The sequence below is a fragment of the Streptomyces sp. NPDC031479 genome (genome assembly GCF_055581065.1).
Genome location: NZ_JBVIKC010000025.1, coordinates 74,774 through 87,906, shown reverse-complemented (window position 1 = coordinate 87,906; position 13,133 = coordinate 74,774). Strand labels below are relative to the sequence as shown.

General features: G+C 71.7%; 10 protein-coding genes. 5 read left to right on the top strand and 5 right to left on the bottom strand.

Annotated elements, in window-relative coordinates:
• Nucleotides 1-6: 6 nt before the first annotated feature.
• From ACZ5D2_RS25435 to ACZ5D2_RS25415, 5 genes are all read right to left on the bottom strand, one after another.
• Complete coding sequence (locus ACZ5D2_RS25435; protein ID WP_371675954.1) at nucleotides 7-567, bottom strand: GTP-binding protein; 561 nt, start codon at nucleotides 565-567, stop codon at nucleotides 7-9.
• Nucleotides 568-570: 3 nt separating this feature from the next.
• The gene (locus ACZ5D2_RS25430) at nucleotides 571-963 is read right to left on the bottom strand and encodes a DUF742 domain-containing protein (RefSeq protein WP_371675953.1); all 393 of its coding nucleotides are present in this window, start codon (nucleotides 961-963) and stop codon (nucleotides 571-573) included.
• On the bottom strand, nucleotides 956-1,798 hold the full coding sequence (locus tag ACZ5D2_RS25425; RefSeq protein WP_371675952.1) for a roadblock/LC7 domain-containing protein: 843 nt from the start codon (nucleotides 1,796-1,798) through the stop codon (nucleotides 956-958). Before ACZ5D2_RS25425 ends, ACZ5D2_RS25430 begins: the two co-directional genes overlap by 8 nt.
• The gene (locus ACZ5D2_RS25420; protein ID WP_371675951.1) at nucleotides 1,795-2,982 is read right to left on the bottom strand and encodes an ATP-binding protein; all 1,188 of its coding nucleotides are present in this window, start codon (nucleotides 2,980-2,982) and stop codon (nucleotides 1,795-1,797) included. The genes ACZ5D2_RS25425 and ACZ5D2_RS25420 overlap by 4 nt, the downstream gene beginning before the upstream one ends.
• A gap of 523 nt (nucleotides 2,983-3,505) precedes the next feature.
• Nucleotides 3,506-6,331 (bottom strand): AfsR/SARP family transcriptional regulator, encoded by a 2,826-nt coding sequence (locus tag ACZ5D2_RS25415; protein WP_468932230.1) that lies wholly within the window; start codon nucleotides 6,329-6,331, stop codon nucleotides 3,506-3,508.
• 185 nt (nucleotides 6,332-6,516) lie between these two features.
• On the opposite strand from ACZ5D2_RS25415, the gene ACZ5D2_RS25410 reads away from it, so the two are divergent.
• The 5 genes from ACZ5D2_RS25410 (at nucleotide 6,517) to ACZ5D2_RS25390 (ending at nucleotide 13,110) form a co-directional block, all read left to right on the top strand.
• A complete protein-coding gene (locus ACZ5D2_RS25410; protein ID WP_371675949.1) occupies nucleotides 6,517-6,816 on the top strand; it encodes a trypco2 family protein in 300 nt (99 codons plus the stop codon).
• An 8-nt stretch (nucleotides 6,817-6,824) separates the two neighbouring features.
• Nucleotides 6,825-9,740, top strand: a complete 2,916-nt coding sequence (locus ACZ5D2_RS25405; RefSeq protein ID WP_468932226.1) for a trypsin-like peptidase domain-containing protein — start codon at nucleotides 6,825-6,827, stop codon at nucleotides 9,738-9,740.
• Nucleotides 9,713-10,765: a DUF6801 domain-containing protein gene (locus ACZ5D2_RS25400; protein WP_468932224.1), complete on the top strand. Its 1,053-nt coding sequence runs from the start codon at nucleotides 9,713-9,715 to the stop codon at nucleotides 10,763-10,765. The genes ACZ5D2_RS25405 and ACZ5D2_RS25400 overlap by 28 nt, the downstream gene beginning before the upstream one ends.
• Nucleotides 10,766-11,113: 348 nt before the next feature.
• Nucleotides 11,114-11,317 (top strand): cold-shock protein, encoded by a 204-nt coding sequence (locus ACZ5D2_RS25395; RefSeq protein WP_189725621.1) that lies wholly within the window; start codon nucleotides 11,114-11,116, stop codon nucleotides 11,315-11,317.
• 272 nt (nucleotides 11,318-11,589) lie between these two features.
• Nucleotides 11,590-13,110 (top strand): DEAD/DEAH box helicase, encoded by a 1,521-nt coding sequence (locus ACZ5D2_RS25390; protein WP_468932220.1) that lies wholly within the window; start codon nucleotides 11,590-11,592, stop codon nucleotides 13,108-13,110.
• The last annotated feature ends 23 nt before the right edge of the window (nucleotides 13,111-13,133 follow it).

Below are 13,133 nucleotides of genomic sequence, written 5' to 3'. Positions count from 1 at the left end.
GCGCTCCTAGCCGAGTTGGGACATGAGGTGTTTCGCGAGGGTGATGAGGGCCTGCGCCGAGGAGTTCTCGTCCCGTACGTCGCACTTCACGACGGGGGTCTCGGCGGTGAGGTTCAGGGCCTCGCGCACCTCGTCGAGCGGGTAGTCCGTGGTGCCCTCGAAGTGGTTCACGGCGATGGCGTACGTCAGGCCGAAACGCTCGACGAGGTCCAGGACGGGGAAGGACTCGTGCAGTCGCTCCGGGTCCACCAGGACCAGCGCGCCCAGAGCGCCGCGGGAGAGCTCCTCCCACATCTCCTTGAAGCGTTCCTGGCCGGGCGTTCCGAAGAGGTAGAGCACCAGGGTGTCGCTCAGGGTGAGCCGGCCGAAGTCCATGGCGACGGTGGTGGTCTTCTTGCCGGGCGTGCCCGACAGGTCATCGAAGCCCGTGCTGGCCTCGGTGATCTCCTCCTCGGTCCGCAGCGGCTCGATCTCGGAGAGACTGCCGATGCAGGTGGTCTTGCCGACCCCGAAGTGCCCCACTATGAGGATCTTCACCGCGTGGGAGACGTCTGGATCCAGGTACACGGGCTATGCTCCGAATCGATTCTTCAGGCCCTCGAGCACGGCGCTGACCAGTTCTCTGTCGACACGTTCGGCACGCGGAATCGGTCTCCTCGCGAGGATGAGACCGTCCTCCTCCAGCTGCGCCAGCAGGATGCGGACGATACCCAGGGGCAGGTGCGTGTGCCCCGCCACCTCGGCCACGGACAGGAAGCCGTTCGCGACCAGGTCCATGACCTGCCCCGCTTCCGGGGACAGCGTGCGCGGTGTGACCTGTCCGCTCTCCGCCGCCGCCGTCACGAGCGTCGTGTGCTCGTACTCGTGGTCCGGGGGCAGCGCCCGTCCGTTCGTGATCACGAAGAGGGGGACTAACGGAGACGTAAGTTCCAGATCTTCGTCGTGTTCGGGTCCGTCAGGCACGGCCTGTTCCCTTCCCCGGTGTCGCCCCCGCGATCAGTCTGGGAACCACCTCGTGCAGACGCATGGTGAACTCCTCAATGTCACAGTCGTGTTCGGCGGCAGCGGCCAGGAGGGCATCGGGGCCGGCCGCCATCAGGAAGATCCAGCCGTGCTGGAACTCGATGACCGTCTGACGCCATTCCGCGTCCTCGACGACCCCCGCGAACTGGGAGGTCACCCGGCTGTAGGCGTGGATGCCCGTCATGGCCGCGGAGATCGTGTCCGCGAGGTCGCGGCTCATCCCGTCGGTCGCGCCGCGGGGAAGGCCGTCCGATCCCAGCAGCACCGCGTGCAGGGCCCCCTCGACCCGGGACACCACCCGGTCGAGCTCGCCGAGGACGAACCCCGAGTCGCCGGAGTCCTGCTGCCGGGGGGCGCTCCTGCGCGCACCCGCGGCGTCCTCGGCGCTCACCCTCGGGGGCGAGGTGAGGTTGTTGCCCAGCCGGGCGACGAGGCGGTGCATGCGGAAGGAGATCTGCTGCATGTCCACGTCGGGCGCGGCCGCGGCGGCCAGATAGGAGCCCTGCCCGGCCCCGATCAGGAAGCTCCAGCCGTGCGAGAACTCGATGATGGTCTGGTTCCACTGCCGGTCCTCGTCCGGTCCGGCGAAGTGGGCCGTCGCCCGGCTGAGCGACTGCATCCCGGCCATGGCGGCCGAGATCGTGCGTACATCCTTCTCGGCCAGGCCTTCCGTAGCGCCGCGAGGGAGGCCGTCCGCGGACAGCAGGACGGCGTGCCGTGCGCGGGGCACGTTGTGCACGATGTCCTCAAGCATCCACGACAGGTCTGCGGTCATGCGTCTTCGGGCCCTTCGAACGAGGTGGCGTCAAGGTTGCGGCCGGAGAGCGTGCCGCGCTGGAAGGCGCCCAGACCGCGTCCGGACGCGCGACCCGGCTCTCCCGGGGGCCACGGCGCCGGCGGGGCGGCGTCGGGATCGGGAACGCTCGCGATGGGCGCCTGGCGTGCGCCGCGCTTGGGCAGACCGTGCATCGTGCGCGACGGCGGGCTCTGGGGCCGGCTCTCGGCGGCGCGCCGGATGTTGGCGACCGGAGCCTCCTGGGCGGGCGGTATCTCCTCCATGGTCCACAGCTCCTCGGGCAAGAGGACGACGGCCCTGACGCCGCCGTATCGGGAGACTCCGGTGACGTCCACCTTGAAACCGTACTGACGTGCGATCAGGCCGATCACCGGGAAACCGAACTTCGGCTGGGTCCCGAGCTCCGACAGGCGGGGGGCGACCTCTCCGGAGAGCAGCATGGTCGCCCGCTGCCGGTCCTCGTCGTTCATGCTGACACCGGCGTCGTCGATGACGATGCACAGGTTGTTCTGGACGCGCTGGAACGTCACCTCGATCGGTGCGTCGTGCTGCGAGAAGCTCGCGGCGTTGTCGAGCAGCTCCGCCACGGCGAGGGCGACGGGCGCGACCGCGGACGCCTTCAGCGCGAGACCGGTCTGCTGCATGATGGCGACCCGGTGGAAGTTGCGGATCTGGCCCTGGGCGCTGCGCACCACGTCGTAGACGCTGGCGGGCCTGTTGCGACGGCCCAGCGGCGCGCCGCACATGACGGCGATGCCCTGGGCCTTGCGCGCCATCTGGGCGTTGGCGTGGTTGACGTCCATCAGGTCGCTGAGGACGGCGTGTCCGCCGTACTTGCGCTGGATGTCGTCCAGAAGCGTCGTCTGCTCGGCCGCGAGGCTCTGCAGGAACCTGGCGGCACCCTTGAGAACGGCCTTGGTGTTCTCCTCCGCCGCTTCCTTGGCTTCGCGGAGCGTGGCGTCCTGCTCGCTGCGGAACCTCTGCAGGTCGGCGTGCAGGGAGTGCAGGTGGCCGTCTGCCGTGAGCAGCGCCTGCCTCAGTTCGGCCTCGGTGTGCCGCTTCTTCGCCCCCAGCGCTCGGTTGCGGGCGACGAGTGCCGCGACCGCGGCGACGGCTATCGCCGCCACTGCAACCAAGCACCACACAAGTGCGTCTCGATTCATGGAAACCTTTCCCGGCGCATGGCATGCGGACGGCTGCAGATACACCTCGCGAGGCCCCGCAACACGGCTGATCGGCACGGTTCACCTGCGGTTACGCGGAGATCAAGCCGCCGATCGCAGATCAGCATCTGAGTCAAATATTGATCAAGATCACAGATGCCGGGATGCTATCACCCGGATCTGCGCCTCCCCGACCCCCACCGCGGCGCCGCGTGCGCCCAACCGGGCCGTCGCGGCGGCGGGTTGACATGGCCTTTCGGCTCCCCGTCCGCCGGTGGCAACCCCTTTCGTTGCCGGTCCGTCAAGGAGTTCTTCACGAGAGGAGCGACAATCTCTCACATCGGCCCGAGGCCCCGCCGGCGGAACCCCTGGAGTGCCTCACCGGCGGCGGACGCCGCCCTTGCGCCGCATCCCGCGTTTCTTCAGATCGATTTTCCGCCACTGGCGCATTTCAGACCCCATTCGATTGCGGCCCGGCGGAATCCCCGACGCGGCGCCATTCTCCCCGGACGCCGACGCGCGGTCAGCGCGGTGGGCCCGGGCGCCCCGGCACCTCCAGCACGGCCCGGAACTGCCCGAGCGCCTCGTCGATGCGGCCCGTCGCCACGTAGGCCCGGCCCAGCCGCGAGCGGATGTCCATCTCCAGCCAGTCGTAGCCGGGTTCGGTGAGCGGGGACAGCAACCGGTGCCGGTGGAGCGCCTGGTGGTGGAGGACCACTGCCGAGTCCGGGTTCCCCTCGGCCTGCTCCGCCGTGCCCAGCCGGGTCAGGCCGCGCGCGCAGAGGAACGCGTCCCCGCCCTCCTCGACCAGCTGGACCGCCTGGCGGAGCAGGATCCCGGCCTCGGCGTGCCGGCCGAGGTGGAGGTGCACGTCGGCGGCGAAGCTCAGGACCCTGCCGAGCATGCGCGGTCTGCCGCTCCGGTCGGCGTGGGTACGGGCCTCGGCGAAGCGGGCCAGCGCCTCCTCGTGCCGTCCCTCCAACTGGTGGGCGAGGCCATGGATGACGAACCCCATCGAGGCGACCCAGTCGTTGTCCACCGGCCGGGACAGGCCCAGCGCCTCGGTGACACGGGCGATCGCCCGCCCGCTCTCGCCCACGCTCAGGTCGACGGATGCCAGCCCGAGGAGAGCACGGGTCTCTTCGGCCGGGTCGCGGCTGCGCCGGCTGAGGTGGAGCGCCTCGGTGAACAGGGTCCGCGACTGCGCGTACCGGCGTTGGTACACGCCGGTGAAGGCCAGGCAGTTCCGCAGGGCGATGGCCATCCGCGGGTCGGCGGCCTCGTCCACGCGCGCGAGTGCGATGTCGAGGGCGGTCTGGCACTCGTGGTAGCGGCCCTGCCGTGTGAAGTAGTCCACCAGCGCCTCGGCGATCCAGCACGCGTGGTCGATCTCGCCGAGGGCCACGGCGTGCCCGACGACGTCGGGGAGTTCCCCGCCGGCCGCGTCCAGCCAGACCTCCGCGTCCTTCCAGTGCGTGAACGGTGCTCCGGCGGGTCGGGGCCCGGTGGGGAAACCGGTGGCGAGGCCCCAGTCACTGGTGACCCGGGCCGCGTCCAGGTAGAGGCGCAGGGCGGCCGTGCGCGTGCCGGCGGCCTCGTCGGGCAGGGCTTCCGCGAGGCGCCGGGCGTGCACGCGCACCAGGTCGTGCAACCGGTAGCGGCCCGGACGCGGCTGTTGCAGAAGGCTCGTGTCGACCAGGCTCTCCAGGATCTGCTCGGTGTCGTCGGCCGACCCGCCGAGCATGGCCGCGGGCGTCAGCACGTCGAACTCGACCGTCGGCGCCTGGCCCAGGGCACGGAATCCGCGCCGCTGGTCGGGTGCGAGCTGGTCGTACGACAGCCGGAAGGCCGCCTCGACGCTGCGGTTGCCGATGCTCAGTTCGCCCAGCCGGCGCTCGTCGCCCGCCATGCGGCCCACCAGGTGCTCCACCGTCCAGGTGTGGCGGCTCTGCAGCCGCGACCCGGCGATGCGCAGCGCCAGCGGCAGACCGTCGCACAGTCCGACGAGCTGTCGCGTAGCCTCCGGCTCGTGGCTCGCGCGCTCCTCTCCGATGAGGTGCGTGAGCAGCAGCACCGCGTCCCCGCCGGTCAGCGGCTCCAACGTGACGCGCCGGTCGGCGTCCAGTTCGGCCAGCCGCCGGCGGCCGGCCACCAGCACCCTGCTTCCCGCGCCCGCGGGCAGCAGCGGTCGCACCTGGTCGGCGTCCAGGACGTCGTCCAGTACGAGGAGCAGCCGTAGCGCGCTGGTCGCCGCGCGCCAGGCGGCGGTGAGTTCTTCGAGGTCGCTCGGCAGCTCGCCCTTGGCCGCGCCCAGGGAACGCAGCAGGCGCTGCAGCGCCTGCTCGGGGGACTGGCGCCGCTGCGTGCTGTGCGCGCGCAGGTCCACGAACAGGCTGCCGTCCGGGTACCGGTCGCTGAGCTCACGGGCCGCGCGTACGACGAGCGCGGTCTTGCCGACCCCGGCCGTACCGTCCACGGTCACGATCGATACGGATCCGGGCGCGGAAGGCCCGGTCAGTTGCGCGAGCGCGGCCTCCCGGCCGATGAGGCGGCCGGCGTCGCCCGGCAGTTCATTGACGGCGCGGCGGGTCCCGGGCCGGCCGGGACGTGCGGCGGAGCGTTCGGCGCCCGTACCGAGCAGGAGTTCGTCGTCGCGGCGCAGCACCGCCTCGTACAGCCGGCGGAGCTCTTCCCCCGGACCGACGCCGAGCTCGTCCCTCAGTCGTACGCGCAGGCCCTGGTAGGCGTTGAGTGCTTCCGCCTGGCGCTCACAGCCGTACAGGGCCCGCATCCGCAGCGCCAGCAGCGACTCGTCGTACCGGTCGGACGGGGACAGGGCGCCGAGGTCGTCCAGGACCTCACCGAACCGCCCCAGCAGGAGCAGGCACGTGAGCCTCTCCAGCCGGAGCCCTCGCCGGCGCTCCGACAGCCGCTCCCGCTCGGCCTGCGCGAACGACCCCGGCAGGCCGGTCAGGGGCTCGCCCCGGAACAGTGCGAGCGCCGCGGACAACCGGTCGGCGGCCCCGGCCAGATCGCCGGACCCCTTCGTACGCCGCGCCTCATCGGCCCGTTCGGTCACATCCGCCACATCGAGCCGGACCCCGTCGACGACGAAGCGGTACCAGCCCTTTCCGCTGCGGATCACCGACTCCGTATGCCGCGTGCCCTCCGCGTCGAGCGCCCGGCGCAGCGGGTTGACGTGACTGGCCAGCACTTTGTGACCGGATGCGGGCGGCTCCGTTCCCCACACTCCGCGCATCAGCTGCTCATGGCTCAGCACGGCACCTTTGCCGAGCAGCAACGCCGCCAGCACGGCCTGCCGTTTGACCGGCCCCAGATCCAGTGGCACCGCGCCCCGCCACGCCCGTAAGGGACCGAGTACCGCGATTCGGAGCTGCTCGGGAGGTGCGCCGTCCATGGACAAGCCCGCTTTCGCACATCATCGGAATTTCATCTGCCTTGCAGCGTGTCCGCTCATGGTTGCAGAGATGCGACGGACGACGGCTGAGAAGCCGGGAGCGCGAGGGGCGCGGTGTGATCGAGCTGGCGAGTGTGATCAGGGACCTACGGGAGGAGCTGGGGCGGGCGATCGCCGATGCCGAGGGCGAGGCACTGCGCTTCGAGCTGGGCCCGATCGAGTTGGAGCTGACGGTCGCGCTGGAGCGGTCCGGGCAGGCGGGGGCGCACGTGCGGTTCTGGGTGGTGGAGTCCGGTGCGGAGGCGGCGGTGAGCGCCGCCTCGGCCCAGCGCGTCTCACTGGCGTTGCGACCGGCCTTGGTGGGGGTGGACACCACGCCGTTCATCTCCGGCAGCGCTGACGCGCACGAGCGGTGAGGGCCTTCGTGGGCGGGGCGACGGAGCCGGACGGACTCGACCGGAGGCGGGCCGTCCAGGTCCTCACCACGCACGGCACGGGCGCCGGCGGGCGGGGGTCGGGCTACCTGGTGGCCGCGAACACGGTGCTCACGGCCGCGCACGTGGTGGACGGCGCGACGACGGTGCAGGTGCGCTTCCTCACCGAGGACGGCGGTACGCGGGAGGTGCCGGGCGCGCCGGTCTGGGTGAACTCCGACGCGGACGTCGCGCTGATCGCCCTCGCGGACGGCTCCGGCCCGGACGGCCCGGCCGCCGCCGCGGTTGCGGCGGTGCGGTTCGCCCGTGTCGCGAAGCCGGTGGAGTGCGAAGCGCTGGGATTCCCGAGGTTCAGACTGCGCTCCGGGCCCGCGTCGCCGGATGGCGGCGGGCCCGCGTCGTACCGGGATTCCCACCACGCGCGCGGTGAGACCACCCCGTTGTCGAACCGGCGCGAGGGCAGTTTGGAGATCACCCTGAAGTCTTCCCCGGAGTACGACCCCGAGCGGGGCCGTTCCCCTTGGGAGGGCATGTCGGGGGCCCCGGTGTGGAGCGGCGGGTACGTGATCGGCGTCATCACCAGGCACTACCGCTCCGACGGGCTCAGCACGCTCGCGGCGAGCCCGGTGGACCGCTGGTATCGACGGATGAGTCCGCGGGAGATCGGCGAACTGAGCTCGCTGACCGCTCTGCCGGCGCATCCCGGCCAACTCGAAGCGCTTCCCCGGGCGGCGCCGCTGCCCGCGGCGCCGGAGCTGCGGGAGGCGGCCGGGCTGCTCGCCTCCAGGGTGGCCGGGCAATGGAGCAAGGAGGAGCGGCGGCGGCGCGTGCACGACCCGTTCCCGCTGCCCGTGGGCTTCCGGAACGCCGACGCGCGTCTGGTCGATCACTGGGCCAAGATCTGCGACGCTCCGCCCGGGGCCGATCCGGCGCCGCTCGCACTGGCCGGCCGCATCGACCGGATCGTGGACGTCTACCGGTCCGTTCCGTCCCGCCGGCTGGTGGTGCTCGGTGCGGCCGGGGCGGGCAAGACGATCACGACCGTGCGCTTCGTCCTCGACCGGCTGGCCGCCCGTACGCCCGACGAGCCCGTACCGGTGATCTTCAGCTTGGGGTCATGGGACCCGACCACCGTCTCCCTGCGCGACTGGATGTGCCACCAGCTGGTACGGGACCACGGCCTCGCCGTTCCCGCCGCACACGGAGGGAACCTGGCGGGCGCCCTGGTCGACAGCGGCTGGATCCTGCCGGTCATGGACGGGTTCGACGAGATCGCGGGCGGCCTGCGGCGTGCGGCGATGAAAGAGCTCGACCGCACCACCACCGCGCTGCTCCTCACCAGCCGTCCCCGGGAGTACGCCGAGGCAGTGGAGACGACCCGTCCCCTCCCGAAGGCCGCCGTGGTCGAGCTGGACGAGCTGGCCCTGGCCGACGTCGCCCTCTACCTGCCCCTCACCAGCCGCCCGGGGACGGGCGGCGGTACGGGCGGCACCGTGTGGGAACCCGTTCTGGACGAGCTGCGCAGGGAGCGGCGCGGCCCGGGTGCGGAGAACGTCGCCAGAGTGCTCACCACCCCGCTGATGGTCGCCATCGCCCGCACCGTCTACGGCGACACCCCAGGGTGCGACCCCGTACGGCTCCTGGACACCGCCACCTTCGCCTCCCCGGAAGCCCTGCGGGGACATCTCCTGGCAGCGTTCACCCCGGCCGCCTACGAGCCCTCGCCGGTCGACACCGGCAGCGGCGGCGGCCGTCGGCGGCGGCGGCCGGACTGGAACCCCGACCGCGCGCAGCAGTGGCTCGGCCACCTCGCCGCGCACCTGGACCGACTCGGCAGGGCGGCCACGGGCGCCCCGGCACGTGACCTCGCCTGGTGGCAACTGGGCACCACGATGAGCCGATCCTCGCGGATGCTCGTGATCGGATTCCTGGCCGCACTGGCCCTCGGGGTGACGACCGCCGTCGGGAACGTTCCCGCGGATCTGGTGGCGACATCGTTCGGGCTCAGGTTCGCGCTCGTACGGGGGCTCGTGGTCGGGTTCCTGCACGCGCTCGTGAACGGGCTGTTCTTCGGGCTCGTGTACGGATTCGTGACGCGGGGCGGGGCAGAGCCGTCGCGCGTACGCGTACAGGTCTTCGGCAGGACCGGGCGCGGGCGTACGGGGGTCCTCCCCAGGTTCGGGCTGGGGCTCGTGTGCGGGGTCCTGGCAGCGCTGGTGCTCCTGTTCCTGGACAGGGTCGTGGTCGAGTCCCTGGGACTCGGTGACGGCCTGGACGGCGGACTCGCGGGGGCCCTCGTGTTCGTACCGGGGCTCGGGCTCGGGGTCGGGTCGGTATTCGGGCTCATGGCCTGGCTGGAAGTACCCGTCGACATCGGATCCGGCGTCAGTTCCTCGGAGCTGCTCGCACAGGACCGCAGGAACGTGGTCGTCCATCTGCTGGTGTGGGCCTTCGTGTTCGGGACGGGCGCCGGATGCGCCAACGCATTCACGGGAGGGCCCGTGTGGGGACTTCTGCTGGGGCTGGCGTTCGGGATCGAAGCCGCCTTCGCGGGCGGACTCGCGTACGGACTCGCTTTCACCGCCTGGGGTCAGTGGGTGGCCCTCGCGCGCATCTGGCTGCCGCTCACGGGGCAACTGCCCTGGCGGTTGGTCGCTTTCCTCGACGACGCGTGCGAGCGGGACGTGCTGCGCCAGGCGGGCGCCGTCTATCAGTTCCGTCACGCACAACTCCAAGACCACCTGACCCGGGTCCATCGTGCGGGCCGCGACGGCAGCGGCGCGCCGACCACCGCCGCGTCGTGTACCGCGGGCGAAGCGGACCCGAAGGCGGCGGCTTGCCCTGTGCCGGCCGTGGCCGGCACATCACCGCACCACGTATGTCTCCGAGAGATCGAAACACCCTGATGGGGGTCGGCATGAGCACTGGCAAGCGCACCCAGAACCCGCTGGAACGGCGGCGGCCGGTCCCTGCCGTCCGGAGTACTCCGTTCTCACGCGGCCCGCTGCGCACGGCGTTGGTCGCGGCGGTCGCGGGCGGGGTGCTGGGACTCCCGGGAGCCGGACCCGCTGCCGCGGCTCCGGTGTCACTCACCCTGCGGTACACGTGCTCGACCGGGTTGATCGGGAATCTGCCTGTCAGGGTGCGGATCGACGCGGACGTCCCCGAGTCGGCCGAGGCGGGAAGGGCCACCCCGGCCTTCCCTGTCGACGCGGCGGTGCTGGTCCCCGCGGACGCAGCGAAAATGCTGGGCGGGATCGGTGCGAAGACCATCGAGGGCACGGTGGAGGCTCAGGCGCGCGTGGCGGCCCCGGAGGGGGACGTCCGGGTGAAGGTACCGGTCGGTGCGAAGGCCGGGATCCCGGCGTCCGGGTCCTTCCACATCGAGGCGTCCGGCTCCGCACCGGCGCTGACCTTCCGGCGTGCGGGCAGCGCGCGGATCACCGTCGGCGACCTCGTCGCGCATCTCGCGCTGAAGGACGTGAGCGGCGACGTCGTCCATCCGGGCGAGATCGACGCCAGGTGCACGCCGGATGCAGGGCAGAACGACGTCTTGGCGTCGTTCCGCATCACTGGGGGCGGGGGCGGGGGCGGGGGCGGGGGCGGGACCGAGGGCGGTACCGGGGGAGGGACCGGGAAGGACACGGACCCGGGCCCGGACACGGACACGGACACGGAGCCGGAGCCGGGCCCGTCCGCCGCATCGGGTACCGCTGGTACGGCCGCCGCCGCCGTCGCCGGCGTGCCGTCGGCCGACGGGACCGCGGCGGGCGCCACGGGGTCCACACCGCGGGGCGTGCTCCCCGATACCGGAGCCGATCCGGCCCCCTGGCTGTTCGGCGGCGCGGGCGTGTTGCTGGCTGCGGGCGCGGGCGCCCTGTTTGCCGTACGCCGATCCCGTGCGGAGGCGCCTCGATGTCCGTGTTCATGAGCGTGGCCCGGTGCCGGTAAGGGCACCAGCCCGGCGGAGGAGGAAACGCTGAGCCCCGGGCGGGTGAATACCTGTGCTCGCCATATGAGAATTTGACGGACCGCGCGCTGAGGGTTTTTCACCGCTGCAATGAGAGTGCCGATATTTACGGCGCGGGTCACCGTGCCGTGCTACTGTCGATCTCAGTTGCAGTTGTGGTTCCCAAAATTTCAAGCACTCGGACCGGACTTCGTGTCTGCTGCGGGGGCTTGTGTATTTCCGGTCTTTTGGTCCGGCGGGGCAATCATCGCGGCGACACGTGGTCCGCACGTTGCGGATCACGTTGTACTGCCCCAAAGGAGATTTGACATGGCTACTGGTACCGTGAAGTGGTTCAACGCGGAAAAGGGTTTCGGCTTCATCGAGCAGGACGGTGGCGGCGCTGACGTGTTCGCCCACTACTCGAACATCGCCACCCAGGGCTTCCGCGAGCTGCAGGAAGGCCAGAAGGTCAGCTTCGACATCGCGCAGGGCCAGAAGGGCCCGACGGCCGAGAACATCGTTCCCGCCTGACGCTGACGCGTACTTCACAGCTGGGGCCCGCATCCCTCGGGGTGCGGGCCCCAGCTGTGCGTTTTCCCCGCAGTGAGTTCACCTGCGGGACGATCCGAGGATTCCGCGGCCCTCCGCACGAGGATCCTCGCCCGTTTCCAGCGCCTGAGCCCGCACGGAACTTCGCCGGCCAGAAACGCTTTCACACCCCATCCGGCCCATTCTCGCAATTCTCCGTGCGCTCGCCGCTGCGGGAATTCCTTGATATGCGCCGCATTCGAGGAAGGTTCCGCATGAACCGCACACGCACGAACACCCGCTCCGCCGCCTCCTCCTCCCGCACGGGCGGGAGCCGGTTCGGCTCGGCGGCCCCCAGCCGTTCCGGCGGTCAGTCCCGCTCCGGCGGCCAGGCCCGCTCGGGAGGACAGGGCCGCTCCGGCGGCTACGGCCGCCGGCCCGCCGCCGCCGTACAGGGCGAGTTCGCCCTCCCCCGGACGATCACCCCCGCGCTGCCCGCCGTAGAGGCGTTCGCCGAGCTCGACATGCCCGCCCCGCTGCTCGCCGCGCTCGGCGCGGAGGGCGTGAGCGTCCCGTTCCCGATCCAGGCCGCGACCCTGCCGAACACCCTCGCGGGCCGCGACGTGCTCGGCCGCGGGCGCACCGGCTCCGGCAAGACCCTCGCCTTCGGCCTCGCGCTGCTCGCCCGTACCGCCGGACGGCGGGCGGAGCCCCGTCAGCCGCTGGCCCTGGTACTCGTCCCCACCCGCGAGCTCGCCCAGCAGGTCACGGACGCCCTCACCCCCTATGCCCGCTCCGTGAAGCTGCGGCTGGCCACGGTCGTCGGAGGCATGTCGATCGGAAAGCAGGCCGGCGCGCTCCGCGGTGGTGCCGAGGTGGTCGTCGCGACCCCCGGACGCCTCGCGGACCTCATCGAGCGTGGCGACTGCCGGCTCGACCAGGTCGACATCACCGTGCTCGACGAGGCCGACCAGATGGCCGACATGGGCTTCATGCCGCAGGTCACCGCGCTGCTCGACCAGGTGCGCACGGGCGGCCAGCGGATGCTGTTCTCCGCGACCCTCGACCGCAACGTCGACCTGCTCGTGCGCCGCTACCTGAACGACCCCGTCGTCCACTCCGTCGACCCCTCGGCCGGCGCGGTGACCACGATGGAACACCACGTGCTGCACGTGCAGGGCGCCGACAAGCACGCCACGACCACGGAGATCGCCGCCCGCGACGGCCGCGTGATCATGTTCCTGGACACCAAGCACGCCGTCGACCGGTTGACCCTGGACCTCCTCAACAGCGGCGTACGGGCCGCGGCCCTGCACGGCGGCAAGTCCCAGCCCCAGCGCACCCGCACCCTGGCCCAGTTCAAGACCGGGCACGTGACCGTGCTGGTGGCCACCAACGTCGCCGCCCGCGGCATCCACGTCGACAACCTGGACCTCGTGGTCAACGTGGACCCGCCCACCGACCACAAGGACTACCTCCACCGCGGCGGACGCACCGCCCGCGCGGGCGAGTCCGGCAGCGTCGTCACCCTCGTCACCCCCAACCAGCGACGCGACATGACCCGCCTGATGGCCACCGCCGGCATCAACCCGCAGGTCACCCAGGTCCGCTCCGGTGAGGCCGAGTTGCAGCGCATCACCGGCGCCCGGACCCCGTCCGGCATCCCCGTCGTCATCACCGCGCCGGTGAGCGAGCGCCCCAAGCGCAGCGCCGCCTCGCGCGGCCGGCGCGGCGGCCCCTCGCAGGCCGCGCGGCGTAGCGGCCGGCCCCAGGCCAGGTCCGACGCCGCCGCCTAGCGAGACCCCTTCCCCCCTTCTCT

Bases quoted from the DNA above. Each gene is read 5' to 3' on its own strand.
- ACZ5D2_RS25395 (WP_189725621.1), top strand. From the start codon at position 11,114: ATGGCTACTGGTACCGTGAAGTGGTTCAACGCGGAAAAGGGTTTCGGC.
- ACZ5D2_RS25390 (WP_468932220.1), top strand. From the start codon at position 11,590: ATGAACCGCACACGCACGAACACCCGCTCCGCCGCCTCCTCCTCCCGC.
- ACZ5D2_RS25400 (WP_468932224.1), top strand. From the start codon at position 9,713: ATGTCTCCGAGAGATCGAAACACCCTGATGGGGGTCGGCATGAGCACT.
- ACZ5D2_RS25425 (WP_371675952.1), bottom strand. From the start codon at position 1,798: ATGACCGCAGACCTGTCGTGGATGCTTGAGGACATCGTGCACAACGTG.
- ACZ5D2_RS25420 (WP_371675951.1), bottom strand. From the start codon at position 2,982: ATGAATCGAGACGCACTTGTGTGGTGCTTGGTTGCAGTGGCGGCGATA.